This window comes from Pseudomonas sp. PvP089, assembly GCF_017875165.1.
Taxonomy (GTDB): Bacteria; Pseudomonadota; Gammaproteobacteria; order Pseudomonadales; family Pseudomonadaceae; genus Aquipseudomonas; species Aquipseudomonas fortuita.
This window is the reverse complement of the sequence record NZ_JAGGME010000001.1, coordinates 2,984,573-3,006,728: the sequence shown is the minus strand read 5'-3', so window position 1 is coordinate 3,006,728 and position 22,156 is coordinate 2,984,573. Positions and strand designations below refer to the sequence as shown.

17 protein-coding genes are annotated in these 22,156 nt (G+C 56.2%); 8 read left to right on the top strand and 9 right to left on the bottom strand.

Going from position 1 to position 22,156, the window contains the following annotated elements:
• Positions 1–16: 16 nt before the first annotated feature.
• Together argC and J3A71_RS13830 are read left to right on the top strand one after the other, a co-directional pair.
• Positions 17–955 carry an N-acetyl-gamma-glutamyl-phosphate reductase gene (gene argC / locus J3A71_RS13835; protein ID WP_095115125.1) on the top strand — a complete coding sequence of 313 codons (939 nt, stop codon included), beginning with the start codon at positions 17–19 and terminating at the stop codon, positions 953–955.
• An 81-nt stretch (positions 956–1,036) separates the two neighbouring features.
• Positions 1,037–1,723, top strand: coding sequence for a GNAT family N-acetyltransferase (locus J3A71_RS13830; RefSeq protein ID WP_016487502.1), 687 nt, complete (start codon positions 1,037–1,039; stop codon positions 1,721–1,723).
• Between the two features lie 224 nt (positions 1,724–1,947).
• Here the strand turns inward: J3A71_RS13830 and J3A71_RS13825 are convergent, their stop codons facing one another.
• From J3A71_RS13825 to J3A71_RS13805, 5 genes are all read right to left on the bottom strand, one after another.
• On the bottom strand, positions 1,948–2,703 hold the full coding sequence (locus tag J3A71_RS13825) for an ABC transporter permease (protein ID WP_016487503.1): 756 nt from the start codon (positions 2,701–2,703) through the stop codon (positions 1,948–1,950).
• Positions 2,703–3,908 (bottom strand): ABC transporter substrate-binding protein, encoded by a 1,206-nt coding sequence (locus J3A71_RS13820; protein WP_016487504.1) that lies wholly within the window; start codon positions 3,906–3,908, stop codon positions 2,703–2,705. Before J3A71_RS13820 ends, J3A71_RS13825 begins: the two co-directional genes overlap by 1 nt.
• On the bottom strand, positions 3,895–4,716 hold the full coding sequence (locus J3A71_RS13815) for an ABC transporter ATP-binding protein (RefSeq protein ID WP_016487505.1): 822 nt from the start codon (positions 4,714–4,716) through the stop codon (positions 3,895–3,897). Before J3A71_RS13815 ends, J3A71_RS13820 begins: the two co-directional genes overlap by 14 nt.
• On the bottom strand, positions 4,713–5,777 hold the full coding sequence (locus J3A71_RS13810) for an acyl-CoA dehydrogenase family protein (protein ID WP_016487506.1): 1,065 nt from the start codon (positions 5,775–5,777) through the stop codon (positions 4,713–4,715). The genes J3A71_RS13815 and J3A71_RS13810 overlap by 4 nt, the downstream gene beginning before the upstream one ends.
• 99 nt (positions 5,778–5,876) lie before the next feature.
• On the bottom strand, positions 5,877–6,437 hold the full coding sequence (locus J3A71_RS13805; RefSeq protein WP_024717863.1) for a carboxymuconolactone decarboxylase family protein: 561 nt from the start codon (positions 6,435–6,437) through the stop codon (positions 5,877–5,879).
• A gap of 102 nt (positions 6,438–6,539) precedes the next feature.
• Here J3A71_RS13805 and J3A71_RS13800 point away from each other — a divergent pair, with 102 nt between their 5' ends.
• Together J3A71_RS13800 and J3A71_RS13795 are read left to right on the top strand one after the other, a co-directional pair.
• A complete protein-coding gene (locus J3A71_RS13800) occupies positions 6,540–7,451 on the top strand; it encodes an AraC family transcriptional regulator (RefSeq protein ID WP_016487508.1) in 912 nt (303 codons plus the stop codon).
• Between the two features lie 650 nt (positions 7,452–8,101).
• The gene (locus J3A71_RS13795) at positions 8,102–10,963 is read left to right on the top strand and encodes a hypothetical protein (RefSeq protein ID WP_209952968.1); all 2,862 of its coding nucleotides are present in this window, start codon (positions 8,102–8,104) and stop codon (positions 10,961–10,963) included.
• Positions 10,964–11,118: 155 nt separating this feature from the next.
• Here the strand turns inward: J3A71_RS13795 and J3A71_RS13790 are convergent, their stop codons facing one another.
• Positions 11,119–11,658, bottom strand: a complete 540-nt coding sequence (locus tag J3A71_RS13790) for an Rrf2 family transcriptional regulator (RefSeq protein WP_023047062.1) — start codon at positions 11,656–11,658, stop codon at positions 11,119–11,121.
• Positions 11,659–12,494: 836 nt separating this feature from the next.
• Here J3A71_RS13790 and J3A71_RS13785 point away from each other — a divergent pair.
• Complete coding sequence (locus J3A71_RS13785; RefSeq protein ID WP_012314220.1) at positions 12,495–13,049, top strand: hypothetical protein; 555 nt, start codon at positions 12,495–12,497, stop codon at positions 13,047–13,049.
• Positions 13,050–13,107: 58 nt separating this feature from the next.
• Here J3A71_RS13785 and J3A71_RS13780 read toward each other — a convergent pair whose 3' ends face one another.
• The gene (locus J3A71_RS13780; protein WP_146018910.1) at positions 13,108–14,154 is read right to left on the bottom strand and encodes a hypothetical protein; all 1,047 of its coding nucleotides are present in this window, start codon (positions 14,152–14,154) and stop codon (positions 13,108–13,110) included.
• Between the two features lie 202 nt (positions 14,155–14,356).
• Between J3A71_RS13780 and J3A71_RS13775 the strand changes: the two genes are divergently transcribed.
• From J3A71_RS13775 to J3A71_RS13765, 3 genes are all read left to right on the top strand, one after another.
• Positions 14,357–15,274, top strand: a complete 918-nt coding sequence (locus tag J3A71_RS13775) for a hypothetical protein (RefSeq protein ID WP_012314219.1) — start codon at positions 14,357–14,359, stop codon at positions 15,272–15,274.
• A gap of 759 nt (positions 15,275–16,033) precedes the next feature.
• On the top strand, positions 16,034–16,486 hold the full coding sequence (locus tag J3A71_RS13770; RefSeq protein ID WP_209952966.1) for a hypothetical protein: 453 nt from the start codon (positions 16,034–16,036) through the stop codon (positions 16,484–16,486).
• Positions 16,487–16,949: 463 nt separating this feature from the next.
• Positions 16,950–18,173 (top strand): serine protease, encoded by a 1,224-nt coding sequence (locus J3A71_RS13765; RefSeq protein WP_158246725.1) that lies wholly within the window; start codon positions 16,950–16,952, stop codon positions 18,171–18,173.
• Positions 18,174–18,374: 201 nt separating this feature from the next.
• Here J3A71_RS13765 and J3A71_RS31760 read toward each other — a convergent pair whose 3' ends face one another.
• Together J3A71_RS31760 and J3A71_RS13755 are read right to left on the bottom strand one after the other, a co-directional pair.
• Positions 18,375–20,399 (bottom strand): CHAT domain-containing protein, encoded by a 2,025-nt coding sequence (locus J3A71_RS31760; RefSeq protein ID WP_190273322.1) that lies wholly within the window; start codon positions 20,397–20,399, stop codon positions 18,375–18,377.
• Positions 20,400–21,023: 624 nt separating this feature from the next.
• Complete coding sequence (locus J3A71_RS13755) at positions 21,024–21,878, bottom strand: hypothetical protein (protein WP_012314214.1); 855 nt, start codon at positions 21,876–21,878, stop codon at positions 21,024–21,026.
• Positions 21,879–22,156: the final 278 nt, after the last annotated feature.

Genomic DNA, 22,156 nt, shown 5'->3' with positions numbered 1-22,156 from the left:
CCAACCGGACCCGAACATGCACACTCCTGTTGTCTTCATCGACGGCGACCAAGGCACAACCGGCCTGCAGATCCATGCTCGCCTGCAAGGCCGCAGCGACCTGCACCTGCTCACCCTGCCCGAGGCTGAGCGCAAAGACCTGCGGCGCCGCCGCGAGGCAATCAACAGCGCCGACATCGCCCTGCTGTGCCTGCCCGACGATGCCGCCCGCGAGGCCGTGGCGACGATCCACAACCCCAAGGTGCGGGTGATCGACGCCAGCTCCGCGCACCGCACCACCCCCGGCTGGGTCTATGGCCTGCCGGAACTCGACGAGCAGCAAGCCGAGCGCATCGCCCGAAGCACGCGTGTCAGCAACCCGGGCTGCTACCCCACTGGCGCCATCACCCTGCTCCGCCCCCTGGTCAAGGCCGGGTTGCTGCCAGCCGACTACCCACTGGGCATACATGCCATTTCTGGCTACTCCGGCGGTGGCCGCGCGGCGGTCGAGCGCCACGAAACCAGTACCGGCAATGCCCCGGCCCTGCAACTGTATGGGCTGGAGCTGGCACACAAGCACGTACCCGAAATCCAGCAACACGCCGGGCTGTCGGCGCGGCCGATGTTCATGCCCGGCTACGGTGCCTACCGCCAGGGCATCGTGCTGAGTATCCCGCTGCAATTGCGCCTGCTGCCCGGCCAGGTCAGCGCCGAACAGCTGCAGGCCTGCCTGGAACAGCATTACCAGGGTGCCCGCCACGTCCAGGTTATGCCGCTGCATCAGCAAGGCACAGCCGCCAACCTTGACCCCGAAGCATTGAACGACAGCAACGACCTGCGCCTGGCGCTGTATGCCAACCCCGAGCATGGCCAGGTGCTGCTTACCGCGGTGTTCGACAACCTGGGCAAAGGCGCCTCCGGTGCGGCCGTGCAAAACCTCGACCTGATGCTCGGTGCATTACAGCAACAAGGCTGACACGGCAAAACCGGTTAAACTGTACAGCCCGCGCCAACCTGGCCCGGGCTGTATTCCCACCCGCCGGAGCCGACCCCCAAGATGTTCATCCTGAGCCGCCTCGACAGCGTGCCGCCCGAATCCTTCCAGAACCAGATCCGCGAGCTGGTGATCCACCATGTCGGCGAACTGAGCAGTGTCGCCATCACCGCCGACAACCCGCTGTACCCGCTGTACCAGTACGGCGTAGGCATGGAGGTGCACCAATACCTGCAAGCGCTGGATGGCACCCGCGGCCTTGCCGTGGCGCTGACCCTTGCCCTGGATGCCGAGGCGCCGGACCAGCTGCTGGGCTTTGCCCTGTCGTTGCCGGCCGAGGACGATGAACAGGCGTGTTCATTGGCATTTCTTGCCGTGCGCCCCAGCCATCGCCGCCAGGGCATCGCCCGTGCCCTGCTGAGCGACCTGCAGGCACGTCATGCCTGTGTGGAACTGAATGCCTTTGCCAGCCAGGTGCCGTGGTTCGAGACGATGGGCATGCAAGTGGTGGCCGCCAATGGGCCGCAGGTGCTGATGAGCAGTACCGGCCAGGCCAGTGGTGCGCTGATCGGGCGCCTGGACATTGCGCCGATTTATCAGGCAGCTGAAGTGTTGCAGATTCATACCTACCTGCTTAATCAGCAGGGAGAGGATGCAATGATCGAAGCGGAGCAGATGCGCGATGAGCGGCTGGATGAACTGGCCGCCCAGGCGCTGGAGTGCGTACACCAGCGCAAGACCGTGCATTGACCCAAGGGCCGATTGGCGGGTAAACCTGCCGTTTTGGAAAAACCGCTGATTTACTGAATCAGCAGTGTCTCTGTGGGAGCGGGCTTGCCCCGCGAACACCGGCAAAGCCGGTGCCATGCACCGTGCGGTCCCCTTCGCGGGACAAGCCCGCTCCCACAATCACCGGTGTTCTCTGCCGGACAGCGCAGCCCAAGGGGCTGAGCAATCCCCCACAATGACACCCGTCAGCCATGCACCCAGCGCCGATGCAACCCACGCGCCAAGGCATCCAGCACGAACCCCAGCACGCCAATCAGCAGCACCATCGCCATCAGTTCGGAGTACGCCAGCCGGTCGCGGGTATCGAGAATGAAGTAGCCAAGCCCCGCACTCACGCCCAGCATTTCGCACGGCACCAGCACAATCCAAAGAATGCCGATGGCCAGGCGCACGCCGGTCAGCACGTGGCCGATCACCCCCGGCACGATCACCTTGCACAAGGTTTCCCAGCGCGTGGCGCTCAGGCTGCGGCTCAGTTGCAGCCAGCGTGGGTCCAGTTGCCGCACCCCTGCCGCCGTGTTCAGCAAGATCGGCCACAAGGCGGCAAACGCCAGCAGGAAGTAGATCGGCTGGTCACCCACGCCCATCAGCATCACCACCACCGGCATCCACGACAAGGGCGAGATCATGCGCAGAAACTGAAACGCCGGCGTGGTCGCCGCTTCCAGGTGCCGATAGCTGCCCACCAGCAAGCCCAACGGCACGCCAATCAGTAGCGCCAGCAGCAGCCCGACCAGAATACGTTTGAGGCTGACCCAGATGTGCCCGTAAACCTCACCCTGCCCCAACAGCTCGACCAGGCTGGCCAACGTTGCCGCCGGCGAAAAGCGCGCCGACAGCCCTTCGGCCTGGCCAAACACGGCAACACCGGCCCACCACAGCAGCATCAAAGCCAGCAACCCAGCCAGCCCAAGACTGGCGTGTACGACATGCGTGCGCATCAGACGGCGAACTCCTCGCTACGCTCGAAGTTGTCGGCAATACCGAACACCGACGGGCCACCAACCGCAGCGATGGCATTACGCACGAAACGATCGTCGACCAGGTCGCGGGCGGTCTGCACCGGGTCCAGCCCGGCAAGGAACGCGTTGTCGCCCTCGATCAGGGTGGTTTTCAGGCGCTTGACCAGCTCTTCGGTGTAACTGGGGAACGGGTATGGCTGGAAGTCGATGCGCTTTTCGTCCCACTGCTGGTGGCGAATGGCGCCACTGGCAACGTAGCCGGCACGGTCCTCGGCGGCCGGCGCCAGCACTTTGGCCAGCACCGCGGGCTCGTGCGGGGTGTACTTGTTGGGGCCGGCCTTGGACAGCAACGCAGCGGCTTCGGCGCGGTGGTCGCGGGTCCAGTGCTGGGCCTTGACGATGGCATTGACCACCTTCTGCGACCACTCCGGGCGGTTGTTCAGGTCATGCTCATGCATGAACACCACGCAGCAGGCGTGGTTGCGCCATACATCGCCGGTAAAGCGCTGCACACGGCCAACCTTGAGGTTCTCGGCCAGGGCGTTGAACGGCTCGGCGACGATGTAGCCGGCAATGCGCTTGCTGGCCAGTGCTGGCGGCATGTCGGATGGCGGCAGCACCAGCAGGTTGACCTCGGTGGCGGCCAGCTGCGCATTGGCCGGCTTCGACACCGGCGTCAGGCCGTTGTCGTTGAGCATCTGTTGCAGCACCACATTGTGGATCGAGTACCAGAACGGGATGGCCACGGTCTTGCCACCGAGCTGTTTCATGTCGCTTATGTCGGGCGCCACGGTCAGGCCTGAGCCGCCCACATGGTTCCAGGCCACTACCTTGGCTGGCACCTTGCTGCCGTAGCGCGCCCATACAGTCATCGGCGACAGCAGGTGGATGACGTTGACCTGACCAGAGATGAACGCCTCGATCACCTGTGCCCAGCTGCGCAGCAGCACCGGGCGCTCGGCCTTGATGCCTTCGGCCTCGAACAGGCCGTTGTTATGGGCCACCAGCAACGGCGTGGCGTCGGTGATCGGCAGGTAACCGATGCGCACCGGCGCATCCGGCTCGGCAGCCGCGCGCGCCTGCAAGCTCGACAGCAACGGCAGCGCACCGGCGGCGGTGAGCATGGCCCCAAGCTTTAGAAAATCACGACGCGAAGAAGTGGAACAGCAGTCATCCATGCACATGGACAGCCTCCGAGGGCAACGGGGTTGGGGTAGGTTCGCCTGTGCGGCTTGCCCGCCGAAGGGTTTTGAGGATTTCGATGCGCAACGCGCCCAGTTCTTCGACCCGTTGGGCGCGCGGTTGCGGCAGGTCGATGTGCCACTGGCCGAGGATGTGCGCTGGGTGGTTGCCCAGTAGCAGGACCCGGTCGGACAGCAGCAGGGCTTCGTCTATATCGTGGGTGATCAGTACCGCCGCAGTGTTGTGGGTGGCGATCAGTTGCAGCAGCAGTTGCTGCATGTCGGCGCGGGTCACTTCATCCAGGGCGCCGAACGGCTCGTCCAGCAGCAGCACCTCGGGCTGGCGGGCCAGGCAGCGGGCCAGTGCGGTGCGCTGGGCCATGCCACCGGACAACTGCGCCGGGTACTGGCCACGGGCGTGGGCCAGGCCCACGGCGGCAATCGCATGGTCGATGCGCGCGCGCCGCTCGTCAGCGGCCAGCTTGGGCTGGCGGGCAAAGTCCAGGCCGAAGGCGACGTTCTTTTCCAGGTTCAGCCAGGGCAGCAGGCTCGGGTCCTGAAAGGCCACCGCCAGGCGCGGGTGCGGCCCTTGCAGGGGCTGGCCGTGCAGGCTCACGCTGCCGCCCCCGGGTTGTTGCAGGCCGGCCAGCACCCGCAGCAGGCTGGATTTACCGACACCACTGGGGCCAAGAATGCTCACCACTTCGCCCGGCGCCAACTGCAAGTCGAACTGCGCCAGCACCTGCTGCCAGCCACCCTCCCGCGGGTAGCCCAGGCTGATGCCGCGGGCTTCGAGCAACACTTCACTCATGCCGCGCCCGCCTGGCGTTGCAGTTCGGCGCGCAATTGCACCAGGCTCGGCGTCACGATCGGCACGAATGCCGACTCGCGCCAGCGGCGGGCGAAGCCTTCTCCATACTCGCTGAGGTAGGCCTTGCCGCCGCTGGCCTGCAACTCTAGCTGGACTGCATCGGCGGCACATTCAGCCAAGGTGATGCGCAGCTTGAACAAGGCCGCCGGCTGTTGCTGGAAGCGGCCTTCGAGCAGGCCCTGCTTGAGCTCGCTGACGGTGTTTTCCAGGCGCTCGCTGAGCACCTGCCGGGCTTCGTCGAGGAACGAGGCGCGACCGTGCAGGTGCGCCTGAACCTCTTCCAGCGCCCGTCGCGCCAGGCCGATGGCCATGCCGCACTGCAGCGCCAGGAATGCCGGGCGTACCCGTGGCAGGAACTCGCGCGCATTCTCGTGCAGCAGCCAGTCACGCGCCAACGGCACCTGGTGGAAGGCCAGTGCCGCCGTGTTGCTCGACTGCAGGCCCATCAGTTGCAAGTCGTCGGAGCGTTCCAGGCCCTGGGCGTCAGAAGGAATGGCCAGTACGAACGGCGCGCCGCCGGCTTCATCTTCGATGGCCGCCGCCACCACGAAGCCGCTTTTGCGCAGGTTGGTCACCCAGTGCAGGCGCCCTTCCAAGTGCCAGCCATCGGCTGCCGGCCGGCCACGCACCTGCAACGCTTCAATGCCGGAAAGGAACTTCATGGCGTTGGACAGCCCGGTGGCGCCGGCCAGCTCGCCTGTCAGCAAGCGCGGCAGCAGGCGCTCGCGCAGGGGCTGGTTGGGGCTGTGCAACAGGTATTCGATAAAGGCACGCTGGCCCCAGCAGACGAAGGCTGCGGCCAACGAGCGGCTGGCGATAGCGGCAATCGCCTCGACCGCGTTGGTCACCTGCCCGCCCGTGCCGCCCAGCGCCGGGTCGACACCCACGCGCAGCAGCTGAGATTCGGCGATCTGCGCCAGCACCTGCTGCGGTTCGCACAGGCCCCGGTCGATGGCCTCGGCATTGGCATCCAGCCAGTGTCGAAATGCACAATCTTGCATGGTCTTGCTCCTTTTTGAACGCCAGGGCCGCTTTGCGGCCCATTCGCGGCACAAGGCCGCTCCTACAACGACCGCGTCAGGTCCGCGCTCACACGTGGGCTATGCAGAAGGCTGCCAGCGGTACTTGCCAAGCTCTTCGTTGAGCGGCGTCTGGGCGAAAACATTAGCAAAGTTGCAGAGGGTTGCGAGACTTACCCCCAAAATCACTTCCAGCGCGTTGCCTTCGCTGAAGCCAGCTTCACGGAAGGCCTGATAGGTGGCTTCGCCGACGTTGCCGCGAGTGTCGATCACTTCACGGGCGAAGGCGGCCAGGGTTTCGTAACGGGCATCGGGCAGTTCGCCGCGGGCACGCAGGGCATCGACTACTTCCTGCGGCAGCTTGGCCTTGTTCAGCGCCACGGCGGTGTGGCCGGCCACACAGAAGTCGCAGCCATGCCGGGTGGCGGCAATCAGCTGCACCACTTCACGCTCGGCCAGGCTCAGCTCGGACTTGCCATTGAGTGCCGAAACGGTCACGTAGGTTTCCAGCGCCGCCGGGGCGTTGGCCAGCACGCCCAGCAGGTTGGGGATGAAGCCCGAATTCTTCTGGGCATTCTCGAGAAACGGCCGGGCCGCTTCCGGAGCACTCTGCAGCGTGTGTAAAGTAATACGCGAGGACATGGAGTGGTCTCCTTTGATGGGTGTCACTACAGTCTGTTGGTTATAAGAATTACCCTCCATATTCATCAGTCGCCTTTCCTTGTTCCTGAGTCTTTGTATTAGATGATTTCGTCCAGCCACCTTGTCGATTGGTTATTAGAGGGCCTGGAGCTCGATGCCAGCCTGTTTCATGTCGGCCGCTACTGCGGTGGCTGGCACGCCAGCACCCAGGGCATGGGCCGCGCCAGCTTCCACTTGGTGGTGCAGGGCCATTGCTGGCTGCACATCGACGGCCAGCCGCAGCCGGTGCGCCTGGAAAAGGGAGATGCCGTGTTCCTGTTGCGCGACCTTGCCTATCGATTGTCCAGCGATCAGGACCCGGTCGACGCCTGTGCCCAACCGCGCCAGGCCATGCAGGCGCTGGATAGCGAAGCCAGCGACGGCGTCGGGCTGGTTTGTGGCTTCTTCCATTTCCAGTCCGGCCTGTCTTCACTGATTGTCGAAGGCTTGGCCGACTGGATCCTGCTGCGCGCCGAAGACCCCGCCGGCAGTGCGGCGCGGGCGCTGTTCGAGCTCATTCTGGAAGAATGCCGGCGGGCCGCTGGCCCGTCGCAGACGTTGCTGGAGCGCCTGACCCACCTGTTGTTCCTGTACGTGCTGCGCCAGCAGGTCATTGCCGGGCAGTCACTGGGCGGCCTGGTCGCCCTCGCCCGCCAGCCAGCGTTTGCCGGGCTGCTGGCACAGCTGATCGAAGCGCCGGGCCAGGCCTGGACGCTGGAGCGCATGGCAGCCTGCACCGGGCTTTCGCGTTCGGCTTTCTTCAAGCGTTTCAGTGAGCTGGCCGGGCAGTCACCTGGGCAGGTGCTCCTGGCATTGCGCATGCGCCTTGCCTGCCAGCTGTTGCAGGCGGGCAATACCGTCGAACAGGTGGGCGCGCAGGTGGGGTACCAATCGGTGGCGGCGTTTACCCGGGCCTTTGCCAAGGCGGTGGGCCAGCAGCCGGGGGCTTATCGGCGGCGACATGAGGGCCGCTAGGCTCTGCCTGAAAAGGGGGGTGCATTCACCGCCTAGAGCGAGCAGCGTTTGGAAGGCAGGCAGGTTGGGTTGTCGGGATAAGGACACCCTCCGCCATGCTGAGGCGTAACTGCTACGCCCTACCTTGCCCGCCATAGAGAAGAAATCAAAACAACACCCGTTGACATTCAAACGGCAGTAATTGGATTTGCGGGATTTAATACAGAACTCGGCAGTATGGGCGCATGCTTCTATTGGTTTGAGGTGTGTCTGGACAGCCGTGGCCGCAAGCTAGAGCGTTGCTGAGGCTTCACAAGCCAAAATACCCGAGGGACGACGAGTGGTTTACTGAGAGTTGAATTGCCCCTATGACCTGACATTTTTACCAGTTTCAATAGGATTAGTGTGCCTGCATAATCAAGCCTGAAGACCTCAGAAAAAATCCACGCTGGAAGATAGAACAACGTCCATCAACACGGGCGCTGGTCGCCCGGTCAAAAGCAGGACAAACGTACCAAGCGCAAAGCGGTATTAACGGAAGATCGTCATACATGAGCAATGGCTTACGCAGTATAAGTCTCGCCGATGGCCCGCCTGCATAATTCCGGCGCAGCCCCGTTATGGATACGGCCGTCAGCTACCAGGATAAATGCATAAACTGAGGATACCCCATGGAACTTTATCAGCAGTTTGACCCTTCCCATAGTGGGAATGAAAGCCTTAACTTGAGCGATTTCGCAAAAGATAGCCATGTGAGGCTATGGATAAAAGCTGAAAACACTATCAACCCTGTCTTGGAACAGGGCACCATCAAAGAGATAAATTGGAAGATAGGAAAAATAAAAATATTTAACGACACCAACAAAAAAACCAAATCAATAGACCTGAAAAAAACGCACAGCTTTAATGGAAAGTCATTTCATTTTGATGACTTCGTAAAAAACGATTTGGAAGAACTATTTATAGCCTCTGCACCATCCATCTTAAGTACGCACATCTCTCTACCCAATGAACCAATGGCAAAAATCTCAGTCCTAAATGTTGGCATATCGCCTGACAAAAATCTCATCGTGACTGGAAATAAAAAGTTTATCGACAAATTCAACACACTCTGCAAAACCCTCAACGACCTCAAAGTTATAGTTGACACGACATCAACGACGGACGACGCGTTGCACACGCTCATATGCGAGCATGCACAGCTTGACCCTGAAACAGAAATGATTTTACAAAGCGTCATCATGCATTCGGATGACTTACCGCTAGAAGGCAACGATGAGGCCGCAGAACCGAATGAGGGCACCGTCGAACAGGAAGAAGTCGACATCATCGAAGAGGAGGCTGAGGATACTGAGGAGGAAATAAGCGCCGGCGAGACACTTCCATATGGATGCAGCAAGCCATACGCGATTGACATTCATATTTATCACCCATTGAAAAACCGCGAAATAAACAGACGACACATAACCCTTAAAGGAAACGCCCCAGCAAATACACTTATTTGGCTATGCCATAACGGTTGGAAGAGAGAAGCGATATATTTCTCTGCTTTAACCACCTCGGACAGCGAGGGTAAGTGGAAAGCATCCTTAACTGTGGAAAATGGTGATCACAAAATCGCCGCGAAATACAACAAGGGCAAATCCAATGTCTGCACATGGGGCCACGACTTCAAAGTCGTTAGCTTGTGGCTCAAATATTACCCAAAACAAGATAGCGAAGCAGGTTTCCGTATTGCCGAATATCGATACAGCGCTTTCGAGCCGCCTAAAAACGATGAAGGTGTTTGGGTTGAGGTCAGAGGACATATCCCATTGCACCTGAGAAACAATCTTTACTATCACCCATTAGCGGACACCCTGACAACTTCACGTCTAAATGGCACTTTGACAGTCAGCCGATACAAGCGACAAGCAAAGCCTGAGATACCCCTTCACGCTGTCTATACAGAAGCTGATTTTCAAAAAATCAACGACAAAATAAACACCGTTTGTCAAATGAATTTTATTGGCACCTTGTACAGTTCATTCAATTGGGCGAAAGCCGCTTATGTAGCCGCCGAAGCTTTAAAAAACCCTGTGGGAGTATTTGCAACGGTCATTACCCTGCCTTTCACCTCCAACAGGGAAAGTGTTACCATCGCCTATAACATCGGTTCCTCCATCGGCTTTATCTTACAAACCCTGCTTATGCGAGTTCCTGTTGTGGGCCCGGTAGTTGCAGGATTAACCATGGCTGGCGCTGTGATTCAGGAAGTTATCAAAGTAACTGATTCAGGCACCATCACACACGACAACCTTATTGACATTAGCAGTCTCATGAAGGGCTTTGGAGATCTGGCCAACCTTGCAACACCTAAATATGGAAATCTAATTAATGAAAAAAAATTAATAGAAAATACAACCATCGACAGCAGGGGATCTCGCGACTTCATCATAACATCCAAACCATTAACTCCACTGTACGGTAATTTTTCACATGAAGCCAGAATTGTTGCAGACGATTTGGAGCTCAGAGGCATTACCTATCAAGGCGGTTATTATAGAAACTTGACCACCAACAAAGACTATATCTATGTCGATGGCAGATGGGTAAGGATTAATGGTTTCAGGAAAAATGGCTCACCCATCCCGGCAGATAAAAACGGCACATCCGTGACCAACTTGCCGACCGATATTGTAAAAGAGAGTAATGGAAACTGGACCGTACTTAAATTAAGGGGAGGCGTAGGCGAAAAGACCATTCCTCTTTATCAAAACATCCGTTCTGGGTACAACCCCGAGCCACAGTTATCCTACGACCCTAATTATGTGGGCCAAGGCGCCATCCGACTTAAACTCCCTATAACTTTTGAAGAGGCCGATAATAGTGCCTTGCCGATCGCTATCGGTGCTGATGCAAGACTCCCGTCAGATCCGAGGTGGATGGGAAATGACCGAGAGCCAGGTATTTTATTGTTTGAAACGCGACGTTTTATGGTTGATTCCCCAAGGAGCAATACGTTACACGATTTTATTAATGTCACACCCACGAGCACTGAACGAGCCAGTGACAACAACAAACTCATTTCAGCGTACTGGGTGCCTCAGAACAAGTATTATGACATTCCGATTCACCCCACAGGCACGGAGCCAACCACTCTATTCACAGATAATTTCAGCGGCTGCAGTTTTGTTGTGGACCAGATAAATGACACGCAGTATCGTGTTTATCACGTCTTCAGTAAAAAAGAAAACGAACAGTACAATTTACTGAAAGAACACGGGAAAGGGCAGGTCGCGTACATACCACATACAGAATACAGCTTCTTGCACCGGCCAACAGCTGATAGCTTGCATCCCTCGCAGGACGCATGTGGCTTTATATCCATGCGATATAAAAAATACCCAAACGAAGCCCAAGGCAATTGGGTTATTACTGTCAGAAGTCAAAGCTTGCCCGTGCAAATTACGGCATCAGGTTATCACGGACAATTTAACGGCGCTCCGCCACGGCTTAATATGCATACTCCGATAACCGTCAGACCCATTTAGCGATAATGAGACGTATGACCAGCAATGATGCATACAGCGTTTTTTTTGCGCCAGCAGCGCAAGAGCCTGTGTAACTTTCGCCACATTGGCGGCGGTGCCCTGGACGTGATAAGCCATCACCGGCCTCGACACCGGCGCCAATGTGGGAATCAAAATCAAAGCTGATCCACTGCAATATCCCCAGCCCCTTTACTCTCTCGCCGCTCGGCCATCCAGGCATCGACCTGCTGCCCGAACTCGGCCGGGGCCTTGCGCCCGAAGCGCATTGCCAATGCCAGAACAGTTTGCTGCGCCAACGCCTCTTCCATGCGCTTCTGCGCCCCCAGCATCACGGCATGAATCGCACAGGTGCCTTCCGTCGCCCAAGCGGGCGGCGAGCCCTCGAACAGCGTGCAGCGTTCGCGGATCTCGCGGCAATCGAAAATCTTCTTCGGCCCGTCGATGGCGTTGACGATATCCAGCACGTTGATTTCAGCCGCCGGCCGCGCCAGGCGGAAACCACCGCGCACGCCTTCGGTGGCGGCCACCAACCCGGCACGTGCCAGCTTGGTGAAGACCTTGGCCAGGTATTCCTGCGGTACGCCCTGCAACTCGGCCAGGTCGCGCACGCTGGAATCACGGCTCTCACCGCCCTCGCCTACCAGAAACAGCAGGCAATGGATGCCGTATTCGACGCCAGCACTGTAAAGGGACATATCAATCTCCGACCAGCTTTGTCGCAAATGATACGCGGGGAGTGCCAGCACGGCAAAACACTTCCCCCACTTGTCACGAAACATTGACACGATGTCAGGATGACTTGACACGAATGATGAGCCTGCATTCAACCGCACTCAAGCGGGTAATTTTTCGTCAATTATTATTTACGAAAAAGGTGTTCTTTAGGTTTAAACAGGAGCAGCCCTAGCTGAGTTACCATGCACTACAAGCGAATGGCTAACGACTGACCATCAGCAAAAACTGTTCCTTTTCAGTCTGTCACATCTCGGCCGAGCTTAAAACTCCGGCCCCAAAGAAGTGCAGAAGACATGCGTCACAGCAACCCAAGGACAGCCCAGAACTCTTATTATTATGCCAACGCATTGGTATGCGTGACGTATGAGAGCGGAATGCTCAGGCGGTGTCTAGATGGCCGGAGTGCCATGCTATAGACGCCATTGATCGTTTGATGACCTACGCCAAAATAACGGCTCCGCCGATATCGATCGCTCCTAGTTACGCTAGGAATGACTTATCGTGGCCCTAAGCTATCATCCAGGTATTGAGTATCCTCATCACCGATTATTAGGGGACGTGTATGCGCTTAGGTTTAGGCCCTGCAACTGTGCTATCGATTAGCTTGCTCACAGGTTGTGTTAACCCCTACCCCCTCCCCGTCAATGAACCAACAGAGAATGACTCCGTTCTCCAGCCTCAAACCGGCGTGGGGGGCGGTGGAAAGACTAGGCCTGCACGTACACAGCGAGAAGCAAACCCAGAACGACTAGGTGCACTCGCCGCGGCCTTAAAGAAACCAGAGACTCAACACGACTTGAAGCTCAACCTGATGATCTACCGCGATCATTATTTCAAGGTCCATAACGACCTTGTCACCGCGAATAACGCTGCCAAGGACACGGCCGTGGCTGGTGGGATCATCGGTGTTATCGGAGGTTTAACTAAATCAGCCTCGACCGTTTACACCGGGAGTGCCATTGCGGCCGGCTCTTCCATCTACGGCCAGCGCTATGATTTTACGATTCAGGCATTGAACTACCGTAAAGCCAGTATCGCCATGGACTGCATGCTGGGTGTTGTCGCTCCCCTCCCAGATGTAACCCCTCTCTCCAATCCGGGCATAACAACAGCGTCTGAAAATATCGAAGAAGTTCGCCGAAAGCTGTATCAGGCTCAGTCTACTGTGGTTCTGAAGGACCCAGACTTGAAACAATTAAAAGAAGCTCTGAGAGCTGAGATGGATGCCAATACAAAATTCGATATATATATAAAAAATGGAGCTGCTGCAAAAGCTGCAAGCGCGAACCTTGCGCAAGAAGAAGAAACCTTGGTTCTTGCTCGGCTCGATTCGTGCACCAAGCAGTTCTAATTCAACTAAGCAGTGCTTGTGATCACTTTTGAACGGATTTAATCACAAGCACTTAAATTCACCTTGGAAGGCATGCGAGCATTTTATCAATTGCCTCTTTTGTGTAGCCAGCTTTGTCCGCCGTCGACTTTATCGACTCAGCAGAAACTGCCTCTGTTATTATTCTACCATCCATTTGAAATTTGGCATCGCCAAGAACCACGAAATCCAACTCTTCTATTATACCTGTGTAGGCTCGAATATCGCTTGGTGACTTAGCCGTATAACCAGGTCTGCATTTGTCACTAGGACGGTCCGGTCTTGATTGAAACGGTGGCCGCAATCCTAGTTCGCCAGCCCCACAACGATCTTCTAAAGCGATAGGTCCTGACTTCTGCTCTGAAATTACTCCAGTACGCAACAGCTGGTGGAGCGCTATAGAACCCTCACCGAATGCAGGACCTTTGTCCCCGATTATGGCGTACGTGCTTCTGTAACCCGTACCACCTATCCAAACAACCTTTCCAAGCAGATCAGTCCTTGGCGTAACGGCGATCGGGAGTGTTTCAGAATCCAAATGCTGAACAACCCCCTCAATAGTATGCCTACTAGATGTTGTAGAAACATAAGATCTGACTTGCTTGCCGGTAACAGTATCTAGCATACCGCCCAATTTTGGTTTCCCCTTACCGTTCCCAATTACAAGTCGTCCGTCACCGCATGACACAAGTCCACGGCCTGGTTCCAACGGCTCGACCTCCATCGCGAAGACGCAGAACTCGGTGGTGCCAGTTTCGAAGCCTTTCGATTCAGCTTTTCTAAACTCTTTTGAGCACGGTATGTCGCACTCATGGCGCTTACCATTCCGCCAGGCAGATAGACCATTCGCAATATAGGTGAATCCGTGATCACCAACTGTGTACGAACCAGGACCACCATCTGGGTTTACAGATAACCGTGCTCTCACAGCTATTGATCCGTCTTGAAAGAAACGAGCCTTTAAATCGATTTTCTTCTTATCTAATTTTCCTACTATCGCCCCCGGCACTCCACAGTCGTCTGCAAAGATTGACATTGAAGCACCTAATAGTAACAACACACTAGCTATCTTCGAGTGGACTCTCATGTACATTCACCTAGGACGCTTGAACAATGATTAATTCGAGGGAACGCTATAGCTCTCAGTGCAGACGCATTCCGGCCCCGCGTCAAGGAGGATCAAATTTAATTCCATAATAAGGCATATCGCGAATTTGCCTCCGAGCTCATTGGACGGCGCACAGAGGCTAATCTAAGCTGATCCAACCAATCAGCCCGGTGGACCCAACATGAATAAAGCGCTGTTCCTGCTGATAATGCTCTCAATGGGTGTGTCAGCAGCTGATATCGAGGATGTGCTCAAGGGGCGTGGCGTGTGGTGGAAAAGCCCTGCAAATTACTCAGACGCGTTGATCCAAAAGCTCGAAGACATTGGTGTCCGCCGTGTCCACATCATGCTGACGAAGGACCCTGCAGAAGCAACTAAATGTCCGCCCCATATCCCTGCCTCCAAAGCCGAGAGACCAATACCTCTTGCCACGTTGGACCAAGTAGAGAAGCTGGTGAAAGCTCTTCGAGCTAAGCAGATGCATGTCATAGCGACTGTGTACTTGCCACCAACGAAGGTCGCCATTGATGACCTTCTCGATTCAAGCTCAGACCTAGTGCCCGCCTTGGTTACCGGTGGCATCGATGCAGTTGAGCTTGATCTTGAGGGCAAGTGGAGGCGTAACGCAGTTTGCGGCTACAAAACCCATGCCGAGGCATTTCAAGACCTGAAGGATAGGGTGAAGGCTCTGAAGCCAGGTGTATCAGTGGGCATTACAACCCATGGGGGCCACATTGGAGCTAAAGAGATTCCGCTGTCGGCGGCCGACTTTGTCTCTATGCAGGCCTACAGCAAGTGCCAAGAAGACTGCAAACCTTTCGATGACAGCAGGACAGGCCCGGGTAACAGGCAGCATTACATAGCAGGAATAATGAAGGGTATCAGAGGCCCCATTTTGCTCGGTCTTGCAGCCTACGGACAGCAATGGAGTAGATACACTTGGGACGAGGCGATGGGGAAAGCCCTATCTGCTACCGAGGAAATAATGGCCAATGATCCACGTGTGATAGGGTATTCCTACTGGTCATCAACATCTTTTGACGGATCCGGGACCGAGAACAAACCGTACCAGTTTCTGCTGAAACACCAACCGAAGTAGATCAGGCGCCGGCGCTCTCTACTACCGGACCTGACGGGCGCACGCGGTCGAGTGGTGGCCGAGCTGCCTCACGGCTTTCAAACGCCTACTAAAGGATATTCTGCGGCTGGAGGCATATATTCGCCGACACCATCCCCCGACTTCGCACGGACTCGAGAGCATTGACTTTTAGGCTGTACAGCGATGCGCAGTTTCACCGCTGAAGGCAGCATTGACCCGGAGCATGCAAGGAGCCGGTGCCGGCACATTGCCTTGCGCAGCAGCAAAATGATGAACAACTCCTTCTACCAGGATTTGACGGGTAAGCCAAGGCTGTTTATTAATACAGTATTTCCGAAGAATTGCATCGTGATCATCAACACCCTTCGCCAAATCTCACAATCTGAGCTCCCAGGGCTACTCTGTGTCCTATCGGGTAGAGCATCCGCCGGCTTCCCAAGCCAAGCAGCTGATCTTTACGAGCCACCAATTCTTGTGGAACCGCGTGAGCCGCACGTATGGCGGACCGAAGCTGAAGGCGACAGTATGTCCCCTGCCGGGATACTCACTGAGTGCCACAAGTAGCGAGAATAGGTTAGCGAGCTACTATTACTAACTGTGACCAGTTTGATCCGTACTCCCCCATCGAGAATGCTTAGCTAGGGTTGTTCCGTTCTTGGGTGTTATTTCAACTTGAAGTAATTGTGCTGACTTTGCCGACACTAGAGCCCGCCCCACTTGGGACAGGGCGTACACAGCAACATACTTGAGGGCACTCCCATGTCTCTATCACGACGCGACATCTTGGTAGCTACCTGCCTCGCTGCAGTCGTACCACGATTCGTATTGGCAGACGGGCCGAACTGGAGTGCCCTCGCGCAGGAAGACGATGAAGCACCACTCATTCCATCAAGTTTGGAAGCCTTCAAGGATCAGCCGTCCCTCAACCAAGGCGTGCTCACAGACTACACACCGATGGGCACCCAGGCGGCAACGAGCGCGGAAGAGAGACTTGCCCGTGAGGTGCTTAAGGCGGTGCCCATGAATTGTACTCCAATTGAGATCGCTCTGTACTTCCACGACGTGGGTCAAGGCAAGTACGGAGAGGACCGCAAACCCTACATCACTGCTTGGCCGGTACGATGGAACCCAGTGATCGTCGAGTTTTTCAAGGCCACAAGGCTTCAGCCCAGTGGAGACACGACAGCATGGTGCGCGGCGTTCATGAACTAATGCCTCATGATGGCCTCGACTGGCAAAACGCTTCCGCCAGATGCAAGCCCCCGGACCAAGAGTGCTGCTGCGCTTTCATTCAGAGACTGGGGAAAGGAGACAAAATCACCTAACCCGGGTGACATTGTTGTTTTCAAAAACATGAGGTCACAAGGTAAGGGGCACGTCGGTTTTTTTCTGGCTGATCAAGGTGACAAGGTGTTAGTGCTTGGCGGTAATCAGTTTGAGGGGACGCCAACCAGGCATACGATAAACCGGAAGTCGCTCCTCAAGGATGGTCCAGTGCTAAAGCTCCACTCCTATCGAACAGAGCCTCAATTGCATGTTTAGGGGGCTAATTTCCTTCGCTGCAGCGCTCACAGCAATGCCGGCGCTAGGCGAGCCATACTTTGAAGCTGGGCCTGCCGTTATACAGCTCCATGTCTACGGCACACTCAAGCGGCCTCTTCCCAACGAACAATCAGTGGACTTCCATGAGCGCGGTACCGGCTTCGTTGCTTCTCCGGATGGGTTGGTGCTCTCAGCCGGCCACAATATCCCAGATAAATCTCTGTTCGATGAAGATGGCTTCTTCATTGAAGGGTATTTTCCCGCTAAGGATCAGGATGCACTGAGCGCAGTCGATCCGCCGGTTGAGTTGGAGGTGATCACTGCCACTCAATCACCCTACGATGTGTCATTACTACGCATCAAGAACTCAGACACAGTGAGACCCTTTTTGCGTTTATGCGATAACTACAAACGAGCCGGAAATTTCGACTTCGTGGTATTGGGCTACCAGGGTGGAGACCGAATACTAACGAGTAATTACGGACCAGTTATGGCTGGCGCTGGGGCGACATCGAGTATTCTGGTGCAAATACCGTTAAACAAAGGAAATAGTGGTGGTCCAATCTTCAACGAGCTAGGAATGGTATTTGGTATTGCAATTGGTGAAAAAACTGTTGGCTCAGAGCGCATGCAATCAACCTCCATAGCTGTTCCAATGTCAAAAGTTATGCAGACGCTTGGTGATGCCTCAAAACCACTCGCGGGGGTTAGTTACGACCCTGACTGTGGTAAACAGTTGAAGCCACAGTTCACAGCCCTCATTGAATCACCGATCAAGGTGGGCCGGGAGCCACGCCCAGTAGCAGCTGAGGTGATAACCACTGAAACAATCGATTACTCGAAAGTTGTGAAGGAAATACCGCCACCGACAGGTTACAAGGTCGTGGCCTACAAATCGATTAAAGTCGATCAACCAGGGGTTAAAACAGAAATATTCGTTCCAAAGGATGGCTCTAAAATATTTGTGAAAGGGACTAGCAAAGAACCCAAATTGCCAACATCAGTAAACGCAAATATCGAAGTATTGCTGGAGCCGACATCACCAAAAAACGCAGCCCCCAGCTTTCGAGTACAAACCTTCCCTTACTCAAAAACCCTTGATACGCATAACATAGAGATTACATCAAAGGACTTCAAAGACACCATTCCTGCGCCGGAAGGGTTTGTCTTCAAGGAATTCCTGAAAATAGATTACGTAAGCCTCAACCACTCTCCTAGCAAAGGAGCCAATGTTCAAATAAGCCCAGATGGAAAAGCCCTGCTAGTAAGCTACAGCCTCCAAAGTGGGCCCATCTATGATCAATGGCGCGGCTGGATAGATGCTTTCATTACTGCAAAGCTGGAACCGAAACCATAACAGAGGTTCGAGGCGATCGATGTGCTGCCGGCAGGTCAGGTCTCCGGCTCCGTTACTTCGATAATGGGGTCGATGAACTCCTCCTGCATGGTGTAATAGAGAGTGCGATCGTCCTCCCCCGAGTTGGGGTAGCTGGAGAGCTGGGAATTTAGAGTTGGATGCGATAGTCCGAACAACTCTTAATTCCCGGGCCGAGTCTTTCTATAGCTTGGAACGCCCTCCGACCAACACGAAAGGGGCCCAATCGCCTGGTAAGTCGGCAACCAGCGCCTGGCTGCGCCGAGCCTCGCAAAGCGCCATCCTCATGGCCTCCGCAGCGTTGCGGTCTGCTTGGCCTCCCCGCTCACACTCTTTGATCGTGGGATCTCCCATCATTAGCGCAACTATCCTTGGCGTAACGAAAGCGGCCACATCATCACGTACTGTCCACTGAGACAGTAATACAGACTCTGCGCCGGCTCGAAAGAACGCAGTGGCGAAGCCGGCCAAGGCATCACCTGCAGCATCACCACTCGAGCCAGTGTTACACGCTGAAAGAATGGCAAGCCTCGCTTTCAGCTGCAGCTGCATGATTTCGCTCAACGTAAGGAAGCTGTCTGAATGAGTCGGTCCTTTAAGTCTTGGCCTGGACAGCACGAGGGCAGACTTCTTGAGCCCAAAATCCCCTCGCATGAGCCCATGGGTGGCGAATACCAAAACCTCCGCTTGGTTCATGGACCGTTTGGTTCTGGATGCGGCGCGTAGCCCAGTTTCTGTGGCGCTCTCCCATAAGAGAACACGGGATGCTTTGTTTGACGCGACGCCTTTGAGCTTGGACATGGCCAGCAGCTCGCACCGGGTTCCTGGCAATGGCGCTAGCGCCCGCATCGGATCGCCAAAAGACTCGCCGCGGTCACGTCGGCTACGGGGAGTGAACTGCGTGCAATCGACTTTACGCCCTGTAGCGAGATTGTCACCCAAGGTCGGATCGCCCACTCCAAACAGGCGGATTTTGTCGAGGGCCTGCTCACTTACATCCGCCTCTAAGTAGCTGTTGACCGATGGATAGATCTGGATGGCCTTCTCTAAGCCCAACCACTTAGTTGATGCCGCCGCGACAGGTCCGCGCCCTGCCCTCGGCCGTTCAAAAGGTAGCGCGCCGAACGGTACCGAGGCTAACTCCCCTTGAGGCACAATGATCAACTCTTCCGCCTTCGAAGCCATGCCTCGAATTGTCGAATCGGCGAATATCTCGTCGAACACTCGATAAGCTATTGAAGCCTCAAAGTCCTCCTCTTGTAACGGGCAGTCCTCGACTGAATCAAGGTTGTACTCGGCGATGTATGCGTCTTTGAGACGGCGGTACGCAGCCCCCATTCGTGAGTTAGCAGGGAACGTGCAACACATCTTCACGTCCAGGGAGCAACGAAGGGTCTCGATGTCTGTACGTAACGTCTCGCGGTCAGTGCCGAGGGCGGCCCACACAGTTCCCTGCGTATCTTGCGCCCAAATGCGCCCGGCACCTGTACCTGCACCAGGGCTGATCATGAGAAAGAGCTGCCCAGGTTTCAGCTGAAACTCTGACAGTTGGGCGCTATTTGGCGTGTCCCGGTCGAACTGCTCCCAAAACGCCTTGTGCTCAGCCTTTGTGAAAACGGCAGGGTCACGCGGGTGCACTCTCCCTTCTGAGTGTCGGTGAACGGCAAGCGCCGCAATCGACGATTGATAGTCCTGTGCTACAACAAACGCTTCATCACGGACAGAGTCAGACATTTCACCTGACCTGAATAGCGAGCGCAGTCGTACCGCTTCAAGTGCCTGGTACGCCCTCATTCGCGGGCTGGATGTCGGCGACGTTGGCGATCGGATGTCGCCCTCACTGTATGCAGGACTGATTTGCCCAGCTGCGAACAGGGCAAACTGTGCCATCTGATCCAGCCGCTTGGGCTCGAAATTTGCCCGTTCCAAAAATTCAAAGTACGCGCTGAAAACAAGGGCTGGGCGATACGTGTACCCCAACCCTTCCAATACGCTGGCCTGCGCAATCGCGGTCTGCAGGATCGCGTGCGCCAGCTCCTTCTCGCCGGTCGCTTCTTTATATTGGGCCACCCGGACAAGGCAGTCCACGAATGGTCCAGCACGCGGGTACGAGTCTAGGTACTCTTCCTCCAAATACGCTGAGAACGCTTCAGAGTAATAACCTGCCTGCGCATTAGGTTCGCCCAGCGCATCAAGCTCAGTAATCACGTCTCCTACGGGCCCAGGTACTTTGATTGGTTGCGGGGCAACCGGGTCCCATAAGGTGCCACTGACACGGGGCCGATCCATGAAGAAGGTTTGTTCGTGTCCAGCCGCGGCGTACAACTTCAAAGACTCGAGATATCCCGCCGCAGCTGCACTGGTATCACCGGTCTGCTCGTCAGCATAAGCCCGCTCGCAGATGACCCGAGCCCGCGTAACTCTGGGCAGGGACGCCGGATCTTGTAGTGCCAACGTAAAGGCCTCTGTAGCTCCTTGATAGTCGCCTTGATCCAATAGGATAGTGCCCCGTGCAGCTACTACTGCCGGTCTGCTCCCCAATGGCGCCAGAAGGCGCAGTGCCTCGGCATGTCGATCTAGCAGAGTGAGCGCGGGAGCCAACAGGATTGCCGCGGGCACCGCATCCGGAGCGCGGCGATGACTCATCTGGTACTGGAGTGCGATCCGCGCCCCCTCGGCCGCAAGTTCCCATTCGCCCGTGTGTACTAGCTGGGCGACACTTCGCGCTTGGTCTGTAGATTTTGCCGCTATCGCGGATTCAGCCAGCAACACTACGAAGACAGTAAGCAACCCCGCTGTGAGCCGATAGTGCCACATGATTGAGCTCCCAGGTTAGGCCTTCAAGCCTTGCTCAAAAAGGAGCGCTTCAAGTTCCCGCCGCTTCAGCAGTCCTCGTGCCTGAGGATCGTCCTTCCAGAGTCGTTTCATGTCACGAAACTTGGTTGGAATGGCGCCAAAATCGCGGTCTCGCATAAGTGCGTAGATCTCGCGCATTTCGCGGCGACGATCCGACGTGCGAGAAAGACTGGCTCCACGGTTATAAATCAGTGAGACCAATGCACCGAAAGAGTCCAGATGGAGATGGCTGCAGTTCTTAAACGTATCCTCCGTCTGGCCAACCACATACCGAAGGTACGCATCGAACTGGGTATTTGATTCTGTCCAGCCAACCTTGTCGTCGCGGAGTTCTCTAGTCTTCTGTGATGCCGGTCTTCCTTTGGTTCCACAACACCTTGCGAGCCTGACGACTGTAGGCTCAGGCAGCAGCCGGGCCCAGTCCGATCGGAAGTTAGCTGCCGTGGTATACCCAAGATCGTATCCAATGCCGATGGTCACGCCCGACTCACCACCAGGCCAGATAGGGCTCTGGAGCTTGGAGCGGTAGTTGGCTTCGCTAGTCACCTCGCAAGCAACAATTAGGCTCCTGGCTGATGTCGAGATCTGCCGATCACTCGGGTGACCACGATACCCTCCCTGAGAGCGGGGCTGATCGCCCGGGTAGACCATGAATTTTTCGCGGTCTGCACCAGTGAAAGACAGGTCGTTTGAAGCAATGGCCTGGGCTAACTCTGTGTCAAAAGGGGTCGGCGCCGCTTGCGCTCGTCTTGTGGTCGCCCACGCCATAGCCCCTAGAAAAATCAGCATCTCACGCCGGCTCAAACCGAAGTGTTCGCGTTGATTCTCCATACATTTCTCCCGAGAGCACAAATTGGCGGGGCAACCCCGTTTTATGAACGGTTGAGAAGCAGCCGACTATGGCTTTACAAATAGAGAATAGGAGATCCACGACGGTGAGGAGAGAGTTTGCACCATCACGGTCATGATGTGCCGGCACCGCTCACGATGAGCACACCAGCCTCTACGCAGAATGAATTCTCTGAGCATGTGCACAAGAACGCGAAGATTCCAAGGGACCTAACCTTTGTAATGGTAAACAGCTTCGCCCACTTTAGGCCGCTACCGCT

Excerpts from the sequence above, each read along its gene's own strand:
- argC (WP_095115125.1), top strand. The coding sequence starts at position 17 with ATGCACACTCCTGTTGTCTTCATCGACGGCGACCAAGGCACAACCGGC.
- J3A71_RS13830 (WP_016487502.1), top strand. The coding sequence starts at position 1,037 with ATGTTCATCCTGAGCCGCCTCGACAGCGTGCCGCCCGAATCCTTCCAG.
- J3A71_RS13825 (WP_016487503.1), bottom strand. The coding sequence starts at position 2,703 with ATGCGCACGCATGTCGTACACGCCAGTCTTGGGCTGGCTGGGTTGCTG.
- J3A71_RS13820 (WP_016487504.1), bottom strand. The coding sequence starts at position 3,908 with ATGTGCATGGATGACTGCTGTTCCACTTCTTCGCGTCGTGATTTTCTA.
- J3A71_RS13815 (WP_016487505.1), bottom strand. The coding sequence starts at position 4,716 with ATGAGTGAAGTGTTGCTCGAAGCCCGCGGCATCAGCCTGGGCTACCCG.
- J3A71_RS13810 (WP_016487506.1), bottom strand. The coding sequence starts at position 5,777 with ATGCAAGATTGTGCATTTCGACACTGGCTGGATGCCAATGCCGAGGCC.
- J3A71_RS13805 (WP_024717863.1), bottom strand. The coding sequence starts at position 6,437 with ATGTCCTCGCGTATTACTTTACACACGCTGCAGAGTGCTCCGGAAGCG.
- J3A71_RS13800 (WP_016487508.1), top strand. The coding sequence starts at position 6,540 with ATGATTTCGTCCAGCCACCTTGTCGATTGGTTATTAGAGGGCCTGGAG.
- J3A71_RS13795 (WP_209952968.1), top strand. The coding sequence starts at position 8,102 with ATGGAACTTTATCAGCAGTTTGACCCTTCCCATAGTGGGAATGAAAGC.
- J3A71_RS13790 (WP_023047062.1), bottom strand. The coding sequence starts at position 11,658 with ATGTCCCTTTACAGTGCTGGCGTCGAATACGGCATCCATTGCCTGCTG.
- J3A71_RS13780 (WP_146018910.1), bottom strand. The coding sequence starts at position 14,154 with ATGAGAGTCCACTCGAAGATAGCTAGTGTGTTGTTACTATTAGGTGCT.
- J3A71_RS13775 (WP_012314219.1), top strand. The coding sequence starts at position 14,357 with ATGAATAAAGCGCTGTTCCTGCTGATAATGCTCTCAATGGGTGTGTCA.
- J3A71_RS13770 (WP_209952966.1), top strand. The coding sequence starts at position 16,034 with ATGTCTCTATCACGACGCGACATCTTGGTAGCTACCTGCCTCGCTGCA.
- J3A71_RS13755 (WP_012314214.1), bottom strand. The coding sequence starts at position 21,878 with ATGGAGAATCAACGCGAACACTTCGGTTTGAGCCGGCGTGAGATGCTG.